The sequence below is a fragment of the Natronococcus sp. A-GB7 genome, from assembly GCF_029688865.1.
In the GTDB taxonomy this organism is placed as follows: Archaea; Halobacteriota; Halobacteria; order Halobacteriales; family Natrialbaceae; genus Natronococcus.
The window spans coordinates 23,511-38,892 of record NZ_JARUKV010000009.1 but is presented as its reverse complement, the minus strand read 5'-3'; the positions used below and the strand labels follow the sequence as shown (position 1 = coordinate 38,892).

Below are 15,382 nucleotides of genomic sequence, written 5' to 3'. Positions count from 1 at the left end.
CGTCACTCTCGCGTGTCGCAAAAAGTAGCGCCGGTTTCCCTTGACCGATGAGTCCGTTCGGCCGCTTGGCCGCCCTATCGTTCCTCGAGGGGGACGAACTCCTGATCCTCGGGACCCGTGTACCGGGCGCGCGGGCGGATGAGGCGGTTGTTCTCCTGGTACTCGACGACGTGGGCGATCCAGCCGGGGGTGCGGCTCATCGCGAAGATGGGGGTGTAGAGATCGATCGGGATCCCGAGCTGGTAGTAGACCGAGCCGGAGTAGAAGTCGACGTTGGGCGCAATTCCCTTCTCGGCGAGTCCCTGCTCTTCAACGAGGTACTGCTCGATGGTCGTGGTGTAGTCGTACCACTTGCTCTCGCCCTGTTCGGCGAGTTCCTCGCTGCGCTCCTCGAGGATCTTCGCGCGCGGATCTTTGACGTTGTAGACGCGGTGACCGTAGCCGGGGATACGACGCCCCTCGTCGATTGCCTGTTCGATCCACTCACGGTGGTCGAGGTCGCTCTCGTCGATCTCCATGAGGACCTCCATAACGTCCTGGTTGGCGCCGCCGTGAAGCGGTCCCGAGAGGGCGCCGATGCCGCCGGTAACCGCGCTGTAGATGTCGGCCATCGTCGACCCGATCACCATCGAGGTGAACGTCGACGCGTTCAGCCCGTGGTCGGCGTGCAGCGTCAGCGCCTGGTCGAACGTCTCCGCGGCCAGCTCGTCGGGTTCCTCGCCCGTCAGCATGTAGAGGAAGTTGGCCGCGAGTCCGAGATCGGGATCCGGATCGACCGGTTCCTCGCCGAGGCGGTAGCGCTCGAACGCCGCGAGGACCGTCGGGATCTTGGCGGTGATCCGTCGTCCCTGCCGGCGCGTCGCCTCGAGGTCGTCGGGCTCGGCGTCGGCTTCCGGCTCGTACGCCGAGAGCATCGACACCGCCGTCCGCAGCGCCGCCATCGGTCGTTCGTCCGCGTCGGCGAGCTGCTCGACCGTCTCGAGAACGTCGTCGTCGACCGACCGCTCCTCGGTTAGCGACGCGGTAAACGACTCCAGCTCGTCTTCGGTCGGGAGTTCGCCGTGCCAGAGGAGGTAGACGACCTCCTCGTAGCTCGCGCCGCGAGCGAGATCCTCGATCGAATAGCCGCGGTAGATCAAGCGTCCGGCATCACCGTCGACCGAGCTGAGCCCGGACTCTGCGACCAGAACTCCCTCCAGCCCTTTCTCGAGATCGTCAACCATACTCGGGCTTTCGTATAGTAATGGAAAAGTATTATCGTTTGCAGGCCGCGGGAACGGGGCTCTCGACCGTATCAGAGATTACACTCGTCGAACAGGGAATCGACGTCTGTCGACAGACGCTGGATCAGGGGTCGTGGAGTTCCGGGATCAGGAGTCCTGGCCCAGCTTCGTCCGGTTGATCCGTACGCCCGCGGGTGTGACGATGATCTGATCGTCGCCCTTGCGGACGATGTCGCCGTCGACCTCGTGAGCGACCTGCCGCAGCTCGTCGACGATGTGTTCGACGGTGCTGTCGTTGGTCCGCAGCCGAGTGATATCCGCGAACACGACGTCACCGTCGTAGACGGCGTCCTTGATGGCGACCGCGTCGGCCTGACCGCTGATCTCGGCGATCCGAACCTGCATCCGCGCCTCGGCCGACTCGGTCGAGATGTCGTCGAGGTCCAGTTCGACGTAATCGTCGGTGGTGGTCGTAGACTGTCCACCGGTGCCGACGATCTTATCCATGAATCCCATTGACGATATCCTGCGTGGCCGCCAGTATAGTTCTTACGTCAGACGACGCGGTAGATCGACGCCGCTCCAGAAACCGCTTGTCTCCATTCTTCTGCAGACATATATTATGTATCTCACTAGTCAGCTATTTATACTATGACCTGTACGAGTATCATGTGATTTGAACACACATGCCCAGTGAAGATTTCTCACGACGGACGATTCTTCGTGGCGTCGGCGCAGGTGTCGCCGGGACGGCCCTCGCCGGACAGGCGTCGGCGGCCGACGTCCGGAACGACGAGTACGTCGTCGGCGTCGATCCTGACCGAGGACTCGATCGGGCCCGCGAGGCCGCCGACGAGGTTCGCCGGGAGTTCGATTTCGGCTCGATCGGTCGCGCAGTGTCCGGCCGGTTCTCCGAAAACGCCGTCGAGAACCTGCAGAACAACCCGAACGTTCGCTACGTCGAGCGAAACGGACTGATGCGGGCCCTCGAGCAGGAGACGCCGTACGGGATCGAACAGGTCGACGCGGACCTCGCCGTCGACGATGGCGAGACGGGCGACGGAGTCAGCGTCGCGATCATTGACACGGGGATCGACGCCCAGCACGAAACCCTCGAAGCGAACCTCGGCGAGGGGTACGCGACGGAGGACGCTGCGTGTACGACCGACTGCGGTGGCGGTCCGTTCGGCGGCGGGAACGACATCGACGACTGTCTCGAGGAGTGGGACGACGACAACGACCACGGCACCCACTGTGCGGGAACCGCGGGCGCGGCCGACGACGGCACCGGCGTCCTGGGCGTCGCACCCGACGCGACGCTGCACGCGGTCAAGGTGTTGCAGTGCGACGGCGGTGGTACCCTCGACGACATCGCCGCGGGGATCCAGTGGTCCGCCGATCAGGGCCACGACGTCCAGAACATGAGCCTCGGTTCCGACACCGACTCCGACGTGGTCAGGGACGCGGTCCAGTACGCCGACGAACGGGGGGTCGTGATGGTTGCAGCCGCCGGTAACGACGGTCCGTGTACTGACTGCGTCGGCTACCCGGCCGCCTACGACGAGGTCATCGCCGTCTCTGCCACCGACGAAGACGACGACCTCGCGGACTTCTCCTCGACCGGCCCCGAAGTCGACATCGCGGCGCCGGGCGTCGACGTGCTCTCGACGATCCCGCGGGACGACTACGACGAGTTCTCCGGGACGTCGATGTCGTCGCCCCACGTGGCCGGCGCGGCCGCGACGCTCATCGCGGCGGGAACCGATCCCGCGGACGTCCGAGGCGAACTGATGGCGGCTGCCGACGACGTCGGCCTCGATGACAACGAGCAGGGTGCGGGTCGGCTCAACGTCGCCGACGCGCTCGATATCGAGGACGACGGCGATGACGATGACGAGGACGACGATGATGGTGACGACGACGAGGAACCGTCGAGTCCCGACATCGACACCTTCGGCGTCTCCACGCAGACCACCGGCCGCTGGAACCGGGCGGACGTCGACTGGGCGGTCTCCGACGACGACGGTGCCCTCGAGTCGGTGACGAGCGAACTGCTCGCCGCCGACGGGACCGTCCTCGATAGCGAGTCCTCGAGCGTCGGTGGTTCGAGCGCCGACGGCGAGCACGAACTGCGCTCGGACGACGATCCCGAAGAGGTTCGCCTCACCGTCGTCGACGAAGAGGGCAACGAGACGAGCGACACTCGTTCCTACTAGGCTGCCGGGAGCCACTCTTTTTTGCCGGATCGGTCTCTGGTCTCGCGTATGACGTTCAGCATCTGCGTCCGCGAGGCATACGAGACGCCCGACGGGGAGACCCACGACCGCTTCGGTGTCGCGGTCACGACGCGTCTTCCGGGAGTCGGCACGCTCTGTCCGTTCGTCAGCGAGAACGGCGCCGTCGCGACCCAGAGTCTGGTCAACGTCGACCTCGGACGGGACGGGATCCGGTACGTCGACGACGGGCTCGCCGTCGACGACGCGCTCGAGGCCTTGCTCAACGCCGACGACGGCGCCTCCCAGCGCCAGCTCCACGGCGTCGACACCGACTCGACGTTCGCCTTTTCGGGCGAGGACTGCGAGGGCTGGTTCGGCGACCTCGAGGGCGACCACTACACCGTCGCCGGCAACATGCTCGTCGGGGAGTCAGTGCTCGAGGCGACCGCCAACGCCTACGCCGAGAGCGCGGTCCACGAGACGACCGACGAGACCGCGGGCGCAGGAGTCGGCGCCGACCCGCTCGCGAAGCGGCTGATCGACGCCCTCGAGGCGGGCCACCGCGAGGGCGGTGACAAACGCGAGGAGCTCCCGATTCAGAGCGCGGCCGTCGTCGTCGAGACGACCGAGGACTACGAGTTCACCCCGCCGTACAACGACCTGCGGGTAGATGCGACGGAGTCGCCGATCGAGGACCTGCGGGAGACCTACGAGCTAGCACTCGAGGGGTACGAGGACACCCTGGGCCGGTACGCGGATGCCTTCGAGGAGGACTCCCTCGAAGAGGCCGCAGAGTAACCGTGGAGCTACTCGAGGACACACTCGAGGTCGATCTCGAGGCGTTTCTCGCCCGACCGCTGTTCTGTTTTCTGGCCCAGCGCTCAGATAGCGGGCCCCGAGTCTCCCCGCTCTGGTTTCTGTGGGAGGACGAAACCGTCTGGATCATCGCCCAGCTCGAGGGGCGTTCGTACCCGGATCGGGTCCAACAGCACCCCGAGGCCGCGCTCGCGGTCGTCGACTTCGACCCCGCTACGGGCCGGGTCGAACACGTCGGCATGCGGGGCACGGCGTCGCTCGAGCCGTACGACGAGGCGGTTGCTGGACGGCTGCTGGAGAACTACCTGGGGACGCGCCGCGAAGACTGGCCCGCGGCGTTCGTCGACCTCGACCCCGACGCGTACCGGCTCCTGGAGTTTTCGCCCGAGACGGTCGTCGCTCGGGATCAGTCGTATCCGTCCCCGGCGACTCGAGAGCGAAACGACGGCTAGCCCGCGAACTCGTAGAGTTCGTCGCCGACGTGGTGCAGCGAGTCGACGACCTTCCCCTCGTTGCCGACCATCTCCGACCCCTCGACGCGGGCTCGGCCGACCGCCAGCACCTTCCCGTGGGACTCCTCGGCGATCAACACGAGGTCGTCGGGCGAGATGTCGTCGGTCGCCTCGGTGATACCGGGACGCATCACGTCGGCGCCGTCGCTGACGAACGAGATCGCGCCGCTGTCGACGGTGACCACGTGTTTTTCGGGATCGTACGCGTTCGCGCCCCGGACCGTCAGGAACGGCTCCTCGTCGAAGAAGGCGACCTGCGGTTCGCCGTCGATCAGGACGACCTCCCAGTCGTTCTCCTCGAACTCCACGCGTTCGTAGGTGTCGCCCTCCGGGGAGACACCCAGCTGCGCCGACAGCATCTCCTCGATCTCGGAGATGGCGTCGCTGCGGAGGTGATGGCGAGACTTGACCTGCATACCCGTGGGGAGGACCGGTCGGAGTATAAAACGCCCGTTCCCGCGACCGACCGCCTCGACGGAGACTCCGGTCGAACGCCAGGTGTGCCAATCGCTAAGTAGGTTCATGCGCTGGTCGGTAGTATGTGGTTCTCTCGGAACCGCGATCCGTCCGTCGTCTGCCCCGCGTGCGGATCCGAGGTCCCGCGCTCGAGCGCCCGCGAGTACGACAAGTACGGCGACCGGTGGGACCGCGAGAACAAGCGCTTCGAGTACCTCTGTAAGCCCTGTTACGGCGAGCTGTGTCACCTCCCGCGCGAGGGGCTCGAGGCGCTGCTGGTCGAACTCGAAGACGACGACTACCCCTGGGAGACGTTCCTCGCAGAGTACGTTGCCGCCATCGAGAACCAAGATGGGCCGCTCGAGGAGGAGTCCTGATCGTAGCCGTCCCGACACGACTTTCACCCCGACGTTCGTAGGCCAGCCTATGAGCGACGACGCACAGGCCCAGGCCGGTACGGCCGAGGGTCAGGGCCCGGTCGAGATCTCCGAGGAGGTCGCGCGCCACCTCGAGAACAAGCGCGAGGAGCTGTTCGAGAAGTTCGAGATCCGCGACGAGTTCCCCGAGGCGGTGCTCGAGGAGGCCCGCGAGCGCACCGAGGGCGTCCAGGCCGAGATCGAAGAAGAGGTCGACGAACGCGAGGACCTCCGGGAGCTGACGACGTGGACGACCGACCCGATCGACGCCCAGGACTTCGACGACGCGCTCTCGATCGAGGAGCGCGAGGACGAGTACGTCCTCTGGGTCCACATCGCCGACGTCACCCACTACGTCCACCCCGACTCCGAGATGTGGGAGGAGGCCGTCGAGCGCGCCAACACGGTCTACCTGCCGGGGTACACCATCCACATGCTCCCACCCGTCCTCGCGGAGACGGTCTGTTCGCTCGTCCCCAACGAGGACCGACTCGCCCACACCGTCGAGATGCACCTCGACAAGGAGAACCTCGGCTACGAGAACATCGAGATCTACAAGTCGGTGATCCAGTCCGACGAACGGCTCACCTACACGCAGGCCGAGAATCGACTCGAGGATCCCGACGCGCCGTTACACAAGGAGAACGTTCTCGTCCACGAGGTCGCCGATCAGATGCACGAACAGCGCAAGGAGGACGGCTCGCTCGTCCTGAACCCCGCCCGCGACCGCGCCCACACGATCATCGAGGAGTGCATGCTGAAGGCCAACAAGGCCGTCACGCACGAGCTCATGTGGTCTCGCGGCGTCGAGGCGATGTACCGGGTCCACCCCCAGCCCAGCCCCGACGAGTGGTCGGAAGCCCTGCGGGAGATCCAGGACCTCGAGGGCGTCTCGATCCCCGGCGACAAGTGGGACGATCCCCGAAAGGCGGTCAACGCGACCCTCGAGGAGGCCCCCGGCCGCCAGCTCGACAAGATCCAGTGGGCCGTGATGAAGGTGATGCCCCGCGCGAAGTATATGAACGACCCCTTCGGCGGCCACCACGCGCTGAACTTCGAGATTTACGGCCACTTCACCAGCCCCATCCGTCGCCTGTCGGACCTGATCAACCACTGGATCGTCTACCAGAACGACGTGCCGGAGAACCTGATCGAACTCTGCGATCGGGCCAGCGACAAACAGAAGGACGCAGAACAGTGCGAACGGGAGTACAAGCAGTTCCTCCAGGAGGTCGGTCTCGACCCCGCTGCGGTCAACAACCGCGGGATCGAAGTGGTCGACGACCCAGAGTAGCGCTCGAGCGGTTTCGAAGCGGCCGACGCGGTCTCGAGGGACACGACTGGCGGTTCGATTTACAGCTATCGGCGAACTTCAAACGCTGAGAAATTGACAACATATTTTATTAGATAGTATATAAGTACGGCTGGAGTCTGGATCCCTGTCACACGCTCCAGGACTCCGTTTACCCGTTGTCGTGAGCCGACGAGTCGGCTCGCTTCCCGGCAAAAGGAGTGCCGTCGACGCCCTCACTCGATCTCGATCCGGTGGTCGTCCTCGCGCTCGTCGTCGACGATCGGGAGGCGAACCTCGAGGACGCCGTTGTGGTACGTCGCCGAGATCTCGTCGTCGGCGATACTCTTCGCGATCGGAACCTGTCTGGCGACTCGTCGGGAGCGACGCGCTCGGTAGCTCTCCGCCCCTTCCTCGGCGTCGGCGTGGGCCCGAACCGACAGCACGCCCTCCCGGAAGGAGAGGTCGATGTCCGCCTTCTCGAACCCGGGCAGGTCCATCACGAAGACGTACTCGTCGTCCATCTCCTCTACGTTCGCCACCCCGTGGTCCGTCGCGGTCGGTTCGACAGTGCCGGCGCCCTCGAGGGACGGGCGACCGACCCCTCGGTCATCGGCCGGGAACTCCTCGGGCCAGCTCGAGCGGAACTGGTCGAACGCGCGGTCCATCTCGCGAAACATGCGGTTCATTTCGTCAAAGGATCTCATAACTGATCGAGATATATAGGCCATAGTTAATAATAAAGATTGCGAGAACCGAGATAGCACGCCGCTACAGCGCCAGATCGCGGGCGTCGGTGTCGTCGACGCAGTCCTGTTCGTCGCCGAGTTCCTCGCAGGCCTCCCGGAGCAACCCGTCCAGAATCTCGGGCGTCGTGGGGTGGTAGGCCCGCTTTGGAACCTCGCGGACGTCGACTTTCATCTCGACGAGCACCTGCATCGTCTTGGCCATCACGTCGGCGTGGAGGTGTAGCCCCTGGAACCCCAGCACCGTTCCCCCGTCGGCCTCGACGACGATCGTCGCCCGCCCCTCGGGGTGGCCCTTCGTCTTGAACACGCCGTCGCCGCTCGCCTCGCGGGTGACGACGATCGTCTCCATCTCGGTCTCGGCTGCGGTCTCGGGCGTGTGACCGATGCGGGCGAACGGGTACGTTCCCAGTCCCGAGAATATCACGTGGTGGGGAATGTTCGCGTACGGCTCGCACTCCTCTTCGCGAGCGTGGCTGACGATGTTCTGTGCCGCCGCAAAGCCCTGTTCCTTGGCGACGTGGAGGATCGGTTCGCGGCCGTTTGCGTCGCCGACGACGAAGACGCGGTCGTCGTCGGCCGCCTGCATCGTCGGCTCGACCCATCCCTCGCCGGACTCGAGCCGCGTCTCCTCGAGGCCGAGCCCGTCGAGGTTCGGTCGCCGTCCCGTAAAGCAGTAGAGCTGGTCGGCCTCGACGACCCGTTCCTCGCCCTCCTGGTCGGCGTACAGCCGAACCCCGCCGTCGTCGGTGCGCTCGAGGCGCTGCTCGTCGGCGTTGGTCAGCACCTCGATCCCGAACTGCTCGCGGTAGAGCTCGAGGATCGTCTCGCCGTACTCGGACTCGAACTCGTCGAGGGGATGGTCGTCGTGTTCGATCACCGTGAGGTCGACGCCGCCGGCCTCGCTGAGGTAGGGTGCAAGCTCGAGCCCGACGTAGCCAAAGCCCATGACGATCCCCGAGTCGGGAAAGGTGGTCGCGTCGAGAACGTCGGCGCTTCCCATGAACTCGACGTCGTCGATTCCCGGCAGATCGGGGACGTTGAGCGTCGATCCCGTCGCGACGACGACGTAGTCGGGCTCGAGCCGTCGGCCGTCGACTGCGAGGACGCGGTCGTCGACGAACCGTGCGGGCTCGCGGAGGAACTCGACGTTCTCGCGCTCGGCGAGGTCGTGAACGTGGTCTCGACGGTGTTCGGCGAACCCCGAGATATGGTCGTCCTTACGGGCGACGACCGCCTCGGGATCGACCTCGGGAACGCCCTCCAGACGGTCGTCGTGGCGCGCCCGGAACCGGTGGTCGGCAGCCGAGAGGACCTCCTTCGACGGCATACAGCCCCGCAGGATACAGAGCCCGCCGCCGGGATCCCCGTCGTCGATCAGCGTCAGTTCGAGGTCGGACAGCTCCTCGGCTCGCTCGAGTAACCCGTCGGCGACGGCGACGCCCGCGCTCCCGTACGCTCCGACGATCGCGACGTGAACCATACCTGGGATACGGGCGACGGGCAAAAAGAGATTCTGCAGGCCGACCCTACCGCGAGATCTCGCTTTCGTCCTCGGCGACGACCGCCTCAACCTCCTCGCGGGTGACCAGGGCGACGTCGCCGGGGATCGTCCGCTTCAGCGCGGCCGTCGCCGCGGCGTACTCGAGGGCGGTCGCCACGTCGTCACCCTCGAGCCGGCGGGCGAAGAAGGCGCCCGAGAAGGCGTCGCCGGTACCGATCGGGTCGAGCGTCTCGGTCTCGTAGCTGGGCTGTTCGACGACCTCGCCGTCGTTCCAGGCGAGGGCGCCCTCGGCGCCGCGGGTGACGATGACGGTCTCGAACCCGAACGTCTCGGCTAGCTCGTCGGCCAGCTCGCGGGCCTCGCCCTCGAGACCGAGCACGTTCCGGGCGTCCCGGGCTGCGACGACGAGCACGTCGATCGACGGGAGCAGCTCGCGCAGACACTCGTTGGCCTCCTCGGGCGACCAGAGTTTCGCCCGGTAGTTGAGATCGAAGGCGGTCTTCGTCCCGTTCTCGACGGCGGCCTCGAGCAGCTCTGCCGTCGTCTCCTGCAGCGTCTCCGACAGCGCGGGCGTGATCCCGGTCGTAAAGAAGAGGTCGGCGTCCTCGATCAGCTCGGTATCGAGTTCGGCGGTCTCGGCGGTCGTGACCGCGGCGTCGCTCCGGTCGTAGATGACGTTCGTTCCGCGGGGTTTGCCCCCGTGCTCGAGGTAGTACGTTCCCTGCCGTCCCTCGTCGCTCCAGACGACTTCGGTATCGATCCCGTACCCCTCGAGCTCGCCGACGACGCGCCGACCCAGGGGCGAGTCCGGCAGCTTCGAGGTCCAGGTCGCCGACGCCGATCCAAGCCGCTGGGCGGCGATGGCGACGTTGCTCTCCGCGCCTGCAGCACGAACCTCGAGCTCGGCCGTCTCCTCGAGCCGTCGCTGATCGGGCGGCGAGAGCCGCAACATCGTCTCGCCGAAGGTGACGATCTCGCTCACTGTGCCGCCCCCCGATCGCTCCCGTCGGTACTCGCTGGTGTGTTCATGTGCGGATGATCGATCGGCTGTGGTTAAGGTGTGTCGTTCGACGCTACGGCGGATCGGGCGACCGCGAGACGACGGCACTCTCCTCGCGGGGATCGAGATCGATCCCCCGGTCGAACGCCTCGAGCAGTGCTCGGCTGGTTTCGACGTGGTCGGTTACCCGCGGGATCCGAACCTGTCCACCGGCGAGCGCGAGGAAAATCAGGAACTGATCCCCCATGTGGCGATCGACGACCGCCTCCCCCTCGAGGAACCGGTTCGCCGCGTTGGCGGCGTCCTCGCCGACGCGCTCGGCCGGCTTCCCTCGCTCGCCCAGTGCGTCGAACCCCGCGATCCCGGTACCGTGATCGACCCTGATCACCAGCGCGGAGCCCGGCGACGGGCTCTCGGCGGTTCGCTCCTGGCGTTCGAGAACCTCGAGCCCTCCCTCCCCGTCGCTCCCGCCGTCGGCGTTTCCGTCGACGTTCGTGAGATCGAGTCGTTCCAGGGCGCCCTCGAGCTGGCGGTGGGCGACGTCCCGATCCGCGAGTGACGCCGACTCGGTCGAATAAAGTCGGAGGCCCTCGAGTTCGCCCCGTCGCTCGAGCGCCAGGGGCTCGAGACTCGAGGGGGCGATCCGCAGCGTCGCTCGTCCGCCGCCGTCGGGGTAGAATCCGCGGCGATCGACCTCGCAGGACGCCACGAGCCCGTGGGCTCCGAGCAGCGGGAGCTTGACCTGCCGGAAGTAGTCCAGCGGCGGCGACCACTCAACGTCCGTCCCGCCCGTCGCAGTGACCGACAGCGGCGCCTCGAGAACCGTCGCCAGCGGCAGGAGGGCGTCGAACAGCAACGTGACGCTGCCCGCGGTTCCGATATCGACGGCGTAGGAGCCGCCCTCGAGTCCACCCGTACTCGAGTTACCGGGCTCGAACTCGACCGTCTCCGCGTCCAGTTCGGCCCCCGAAACCTCGGCGTCGGCGACCGCGGCGAGGGCCTCGAGGACGGCCAGGTGCTGGTTCGCCAGTCCCGGATTCGGTCGGTCGCCGCGGACGTTCTCCAGCCGAACGGGCTCGTTCTCGAGAACGGACAGCGTGAGTGCGGTCCGGAGGAACTGCCCGCCGGCGTCCGAGCCGTCGAGTTCGCGCATGGCTCGGGGTACGGGCTCGAGTTACCTACCGTTGCCGAACGAAAAAAGTCGCCCTGGAACCGTTCAGATTCGCTGGACCGTGTTCAGCGCGTTGATGCGTCCGGCACCGAACTCCGAACTGCTCCGACCGCTGGCCAGCTCCGCGCCGTGGGCGATGTTGTTCTCGACCTGGTTGGCGTTCATCTCGGGCTCGAGTTCGCGGACGAGGCCGACCAGACCCGCGACCTGCGGGGCCGCCATCGAGGTACCTGCTTTCCAGCCGTACGTGCCGTCGGGCTCGGTCGAGTAGACGAGGTCGTCCGGGATGGTTGTCTCCTCGAGGGTCGCGCGGCCGCCGCCGGGCGCGCCGACTTCGATCTCGTTCGTCCCGTAGTTCGAGTAGAAGGCGAGTTCGTCGTTCGGGCCGCTCGCGGAGACGGTCATTACGCCCTGAACGGTTCCCGGTAGATAGTACATTCCACCCTGCTGGAGGTTCGTCTCGGCGTTCCCGGAGGAAACCGTCTGGACGGTGCCGCGACGAGCGACGTCCTGCATCACTTTTTGAGTGGCGACGCGCAGACCGTCGCTGTTCGCCTGTGGTGGATACGGTCCTGCGCCGAGGCTGAAGTTCGCGGCGTCGGCACCGATCTCTGCGGCGTGATCGGCCCCAGCGAGAATGTCCGCGAACGTCCCGCCGTCGTCGAGAACCTGTACTGAAACGATCTCCGCGTCGGGAGCGGTACCTGTCACGCCTTCGGCACCCGTCGCTGCTGCGGTTCCTGCAACGTGAGTTCCGTGGTCACCGCTATCTCCGTCATACGGGCTCGGGGTCCCATCTCCATCGACGAACGCGAGACTCTCATCCTCGTTGAAGTTATCTTTCAGATCCGGATGGCTACCGTCGACGCCCGTGTCGGCGATGACGATTCGGGAGCCCTCGCCCGTGGCGTAGTCGTGGGCCTCGAAGGTGTCGGTGATCTCCTTGTCCCACTGGAGGTCGGTGTAGTCGGCGTCGTCGGTCGTCTGCGGATCGGCGCTCTCGACGGGGTCTGCGAAATCGACCTCGAAGTTCTCGGTTACCCCACTGACGCCCGATACCGCCTCGAGGTCGCCCTCTGACCCGTCCGGACCGGAGACGATCGAAACCGACCCACCCGCGAGTTCGCGGGTAACCGAGAAGCCGGCGTCCTCGAGCCGTCCCCTCGAGCCACCCGTGACGACGTAGGTCGTTGACGAACCGGCGCTTCCAGCCCCTACCATTCCGACCGACAGCCCCGCTGCCGTAATTCCCTGCAGCACCCGCCGCCGAGTTTTTGTATGTCGTGTCATAGCGACACAAAAGTCGATCATGGTTAGTAATGTAATCGTTGTGGAACCGGTGATCGAGAGGGGATAAACTATCCGCGGTAACGATCGAATTTTGGAAAGTTTCGACGGGGAGTCGCGTCGTCACTTCCCCTGCTCGAGGAGCGGTCGCCGACGGCACGATCGGTTGACGGCGCTACCGAGAGCCGCGACGGCGCTGCGCGTAGTCGGGTTCCCGACGATCGCTTTTCGGGACGCTCATCCCGACGAAGAACCCAAGGTACAGGCAGAGCACCACCAGCCACCCAACGAGTATGAGTAACACACTCATTTTCAACAATACTTTCATTGCTGTATTAATATAAGTGCTTTCTGCTCGAGCGGACGATGCTGGCGCCGACCGGTCCAACCATCGACCGCGGTGGCGAGTACGGCTCCGAACGGAAGTCAGCCGTGATGACCGGGGTAGTCCCGCTCGAACCGGTCCTCGATCTCGCTCTCCTCGAGGCGGACGATCACGGGTCGGCCGTGCGGACACGAGTAGGGGTTCTCGCAGTCGTCGAGCGCGGCGAGCAAGTCGACGACCGAGCCTTCCGTCAGCGAGGTGTTGCCCGTGATCGAGGGGTAACACGCGAGGTCGCCGAGGAACTCGTCGGCCAGCGCGTCGATCGTCTCCGCGCCGGCCTCGCGGTCGCCCTCGACGAACGAGGTGAGGACGTCCCGCAGTCGCTCGGGCTCGAGGGTCTCCTCGAGCACCGCGGGAACGGTCGTCACCGCGACGGTGCGGTCGTCGGTCCGGTTCGCGTGAAAGCCGAGCCGGGCGAGGGCCTCCCGGTAGCTCTCGAAGGCCTCGGCCTCCGTGGCGGTGAGCTCGAGTTCGACGGGCGAGGCCAGCGACTGGGCGGCGGGATCGTCGGCGAAGGCCGCGCGCAGGCGCTCGTAGTTGACCCGCTCGTCGGCGGCGTGCTGGTCGATGAGGACGAGCCCGTCGGGAGACTCACAGACGAGGTACGTGTCCCGGTACTGACCGAGGACCTGCAGCGAGGGCAGGGAGTCGAACTCCGAGGCCTCGCCGTTGGCGGCCTCGCCGCCGAGCGTTCGCTGCTCGGTCGGTCCGGAAAAGCGACGACTCGAGTCAGCCTCGTCTCGACGTGCGGGGCCGTCCGAACTCGAGTCGGGATCGGCCGCCGGTTCGGCTGCCTGGTTGTTCGGCTCGACTGTCGCTTCGGCGCCCGGCGCGGGGGAGTCGCGAGGCGTGCTCGCGGCGACATCTTCGGCGTCGTCGGTCGTCGGGCTCCCGTCGGCGGTCGAGTCGGTTGCTCGAGCGTCGTCCGTTCGCGTCTCGTCGTCCGAACCCGACGACGCTGGGGCCGGTTCGACGTCGGCCGTCTGCGAGTCGACCGTGTCGGTGTCGTCCGACAGTGAGTCGGACGCTTCGGCGTCGGCCTCTCGAGACGTCGACCGATCGCTCGACGGGCTCGAGTCCCGCCGTCCCGGGCCCGCAGTAGCCGGCCGTCCTCCCGATCCCGATTCGCCGGGCTCGAGCCGGGCCTCGTCGGGCGCCGATCGACCGCGGGGCGCCCGGGACCGAAGCAGACCGTGCTCGAGCAGCGCCGACTCGACAGCCGCGTCGACCTGCCGTCGTACGGCGTCGTCGTCGTCGAAGCGCACCTCCCGCTTGCGCGGGTGGACGTTGACGTCGACCGCCTCCCCCGGAACGTCGAGAAAGCAGACGACGAAGGGGTAGCGATCGCCGCCCAGTTGGGTGCCGTAGGCGCCCATGATCCCCTCGCGGACGGCGTCGGCCGAGACCGCGCGACCGTTGACGTACGTGGCGAGGTACTCCCGACTCGAGCGGTTCGTCTCCGGGTGCGAGATCAGCCCGGTGACCGACTCGAGCGGTCCCACGGGAAGCTCGTCGCCGTCGGCCTCGACGGGGATCATCGCCGAGGCGACCTCGCGGCCGTACACCGAGAGGACCGCGGCCTGCAGGTCGCCCTGGCCGGTCGTCGCGAACACCTCGCGGCCGTCGTGGGTCAGCGAGACGGCGACGTCGGGGTTCGCCAGCGCGTACCGGGTGACGACCCGGTTGACGTGGGCGAACTCGGTCGCGGTCGTCTTGAGGAACTTCCGGCGCGCGGGGGTGTTGTAGAAGAGGTCCGCGACCTCGACGACGGTTCCGGCGGGACAGCCCGTCGGCTCGACGCGTTCGACGTCGCCGCCCTCGTAGACGAGTTCGGTGCCGGCGCCGTCGGCCTCGCGGGGCCGACTGCGGATGGTCAGCTTCGAGACCGAGCCGATGGTGTGTAAGGCCTCGCCCCGGAATCCGAGCGTGGCGACGCCCGACTCGAGGTCCTCGAGGCCGGCGATCTTGCTCGTGGTGTGCTGGCGGACCGCGGCCCGAAGATCAGCCTCGCTCATCCCGTGGCCGTCGTCGGCGACCCGGATCAGCTCGGTACCGCCCGCCTCGACGGTGACGTCGACGCTGTCGGCGCCGGCGTCGAGACTGTTCTCGAGGAGCTCCTTGACCGCGCTGGCGGGCCGTTCGACGACCTCGCCGGCGGCGATCCTGGCGACGGTGTCCTCGTCGAGCTGGCGGATGTCTGTCCCCTCCGGGGTGGTGGTGTCGTCGCTCATTGTGGTGGTCCGGAATCGGCGCGCTCGAGGCTTCGGCCGCGTCCGCGGATCATCAGTAACTCGTACTCACAGCGGCTGGTTAGGTCTTACGCGTCCGGAGCGAACGTAGTCGCCTGTCGTCGCGTCGG

At 66.6% G+C, this 15,382-nt stretch carries 14 protein-coding genes; 5 read left to right on the top strand and 9 right to left on the bottom strand.

Features of this window, described 5'->3' with window-relative positions:
- Positions 1 to 74: 74 nt before the first annotated feature.
- Positions 75 to 1,223 carry a citrate synthase gene (gene citZ / locus QA609_RS09730; RefSeq protein WP_278302410.1) on the bottom strand — a complete coding sequence of 383 codons (1,149 nt, stop codon included), beginning with the start codon at positions 1,221 to 1,223 and terminating at the stop codon, positions 75 to 77.
- Between the two features lie 147 nt (positions 1,224 to 1,370).
- Positions 1,371 to 1,739 (bottom strand): cell division protein SepF, encoded by a 369-nt coding sequence (gene sepF, locus QA609_RS09725; protein ID WP_278302409.1) that lies wholly within the window; start codon positions 1,737 to 1,739, stop codon positions 1,371 to 1,373.
- Positions 1,740 to 1,909: 170 nt separating this feature from the next.
- Here sepF and QA609_RS09720 point away from each other — a divergent pair, with 170 nt between their 5' ends.
- The 3 genes from QA609_RS09720 to QA609_RS09710 are packed head-to-tail and all read left to right on the top strand — an operon-like array spanning position 1,910 to position 4,707.
- Positions 1,910 to 3,439 (top strand): S8 family peptidase, encoded by a 1,530-nt coding sequence (locus QA609_RS09720; RefSeq protein ID WP_278302408.1) that lies wholly within the window; start codon positions 1,910 to 1,912, stop codon positions 3,437 to 3,439.
- 48 nt (positions 3,440 to 3,487) lie between these two features.
- Positions 3,488 to 4,237, top strand: a complete 750-nt coding sequence (locus tag QA609_RS09715; RefSeq protein WP_278302407.1) for a DUF1028 domain-containing protein — start codon at positions 3,488 to 3,490, stop codon at positions 4,235 to 4,237.
- 2 nt (positions 4,238 to 4,239) lie between these two features.
- A complete protein-coding gene (locus QA609_RS09710) occupies positions 4,240 to 4,707 on the top strand; it encodes a pyridoxamine 5'-phosphate oxidase family protein (protein WP_278302406.1) in 468 nt (155 codons plus the stop codon).
- On the opposite strand, the gene QA609_RS09705 is transcribed toward QA609_RS09710, so the two are convergent.
- Entirely contained in the window at positions 4,704 to 5,183 is a 480-nt protein-coding gene (locus tag QA609_RS09705) for an RNA-binding protein (protein ID WP_278302405.1), read from the bottom strand. The genes QA609_RS09710 and QA609_RS09705 overlap by 4 nt on opposite strands.
- 123 nt (positions 5,184 to 5,306) lie before the next feature.
- Here QA609_RS09705 and QA609_RS09700 point away from each other — a divergent pair, with 123 nt between their 5' ends.
- Positions 5,307 to 5,600 (top strand): hypothetical protein, encoded by a 294-nt coding sequence (locus QA609_RS09700; RefSeq protein WP_278302404.1) that lies wholly within the window; start codon positions 5,307 to 5,309, stop codon positions 5,598 to 5,600.
- A 49-nt stretch (positions 5,601 to 5,649) separates the two neighbouring features.
- Positions 5,650 to 6,933: a ribonuclease R family protein gene (locus QA609_RS09695; protein WP_278302403.1), complete on the top strand. Its 1,284-nt coding sequence runs from the start codon at positions 5,650 to 5,652 to the stop codon at positions 6,931 to 6,933.
- Between the two features lie 233 nt (positions 6,934 to 7,166).
- Here QA609_RS09695 and QA609_RS09690 read toward each other — a convergent pair whose 3' ends face one another.
- The 6 genes from QA609_RS09690 to mutL all read right to left on the bottom strand — a co-directional run bounded on the left by QA609_RS09690 (position 7,167) and on the right by mutL (position 15,254).
- On the bottom strand, positions 7,167 to 7,619 hold the full coding sequence (locus QA609_RS09690; protein ID WP_278302402.1) for an Hsp20/alpha crystallin family protein: 453 nt from the start codon (positions 7,617 to 7,619) through the stop codon (positions 7,167 to 7,169).
- Between the two features lie 82 nt (positions 7,620 to 7,701).
- Positions 7,702 to 9,159 (bottom strand): NAD(P)/FAD-dependent oxidoreductase, encoded by a 1,458-nt coding sequence (locus tag QA609_RS09685; RefSeq protein WP_278302401.1) that lies wholly within the window; start codon positions 9,157 to 9,159, stop codon positions 7,702 to 7,704.
- Between the two features lie 46 nt (positions 9,160 to 9,205).
- On the bottom strand, positions 9,206 to 10,162 hold the full coding sequence (gene kdgK1 / locus QA609_RS09680; RefSeq protein ID WP_278302400.1) for a bifunctional 2-dehydro-3-deoxygluconokinase/2-dehydro-3-deoxygalactonokinase: 957 nt from the start codon (positions 10,160 to 10,162) through the stop codon (positions 9,206 to 9,208).
- A 91-nt stretch (positions 10,163 to 10,253) separates the two neighbouring features.
- Positions 10,254 to 11,333 (bottom strand): RNA 3'-terminal phosphate cyclase, encoded by a 1,080-nt coding sequence (gene rtcA, locus QA609_RS09675; protein ID WP_278302399.1) that lies wholly within the window; start codon positions 11,331 to 11,333, stop codon positions 10,254 to 10,256.
- Between the two features lie 63 nt (positions 11,334 to 11,396).
- Positions 11,397 to 12,641 carry a S8 family serine peptidase gene (locus QA609_RS09670; protein ID WP_278302398.1) on the bottom strand — a complete coding sequence of 415 codons (1,245 nt, stop codon included), beginning with the start codon at positions 12,639 to 12,641 and terminating at the stop codon, positions 11,397 to 11,399.
- A gap of 423 nt (positions 12,642 to 13,064) precedes the next feature.
- Positions 13,065 to 15,254, bottom strand: a complete 2,190-nt coding sequence (gene mutL, locus QA609_RS09665; protein WP_278302397.1) for a DNA mismatch repair endonuclease MutL — start codon at positions 15,252 to 15,254, stop codon at positions 13,065 to 13,067.
- Between the last annotated feature and the right edge of the window lie 128 nt (positions 15,255 to 15,382).

Bases quoted from the DNA above. Each gene is read 5' to 3' on its own strand.
- QA609_RS09685 (WP_278302401.1), bottom strand. From the start codon at position 9,159: ATGGTTCACGTCGCGATCGTCGGAGCGTACGGGAGCGCGGGCGTCGCC.
- QA609_RS09700 (WP_278302404.1), top strand. From the start codon at position 5,307: ATGTGGTTCTCTCGGAACCGCGATCCGTCCGTCGTCTGCCCCGCGTGC.
- QA609_RS09695 (WP_278302403.1), top strand. From the start codon at position 5,650: ATGAGCGACGACGCACAGGCCCAGGCCGGTACGGCCGAGGGTCAGGGC.
- QA609_RS09670 (WP_278302398.1), bottom strand. From the start codon at position 12,641: ATGACACGACATACAAAAACTCGGCGGCGGGTGCTGCAGGGAATTACG.
- QA609_RS09690 (WP_278302402.1), bottom strand. From the start codon at position 7,619: ATGAACCGCATGTTTCGCGAGATGGACCGCGCGTTCGACCAGTTCCGC.
- QA609_RS09705 (WP_278302405.1), bottom strand. From the start codon at position 5,183: ATGCAGGTCAAGTCTCGCCATCACCTCCGCAGCGACGCCATCTCCGAG.
- sepF (WP_278302409.1), bottom strand. From the start codon at position 1,739: ATGGGATTCATGGATAAGATCGTCGGCACCGGTGGACAGTCTACGACC.
- QA609_RS09720 (WP_278302408.1), top strand. From the start codon at position 1,910: ATGCCCAGTGAAGATTTCTCACGACGGACGATTCTTCGTGGCGTCGGC.
- QA609_RS09715 (WP_278302407.1), top strand. From the start codon at position 3,488: ATGACGTTCAGCATCTGCGTCCGCGAGGCATACGAGACGCCCGACGGG.
- rtcA (WP_278302399.1), bottom strand. From the start codon at position 11,333: ATGCGCGAACTCGACGGCTCGGACGCCGGCGGGCAGTTCCTCCGGACC.
- mutL (WP_278302397.1), bottom strand. From the start codon at position 15,254: ATGAGCGACGACACCACCACCCCGGAGGGGACAGACATCCGCCAGCTC.
- citZ (WP_278302410.1), bottom strand. From the start codon at position 1,223: ATGGTTGACGATCTCGAGAAAGGGCTGGAGGGAGTTCTGGTCGCAGAG.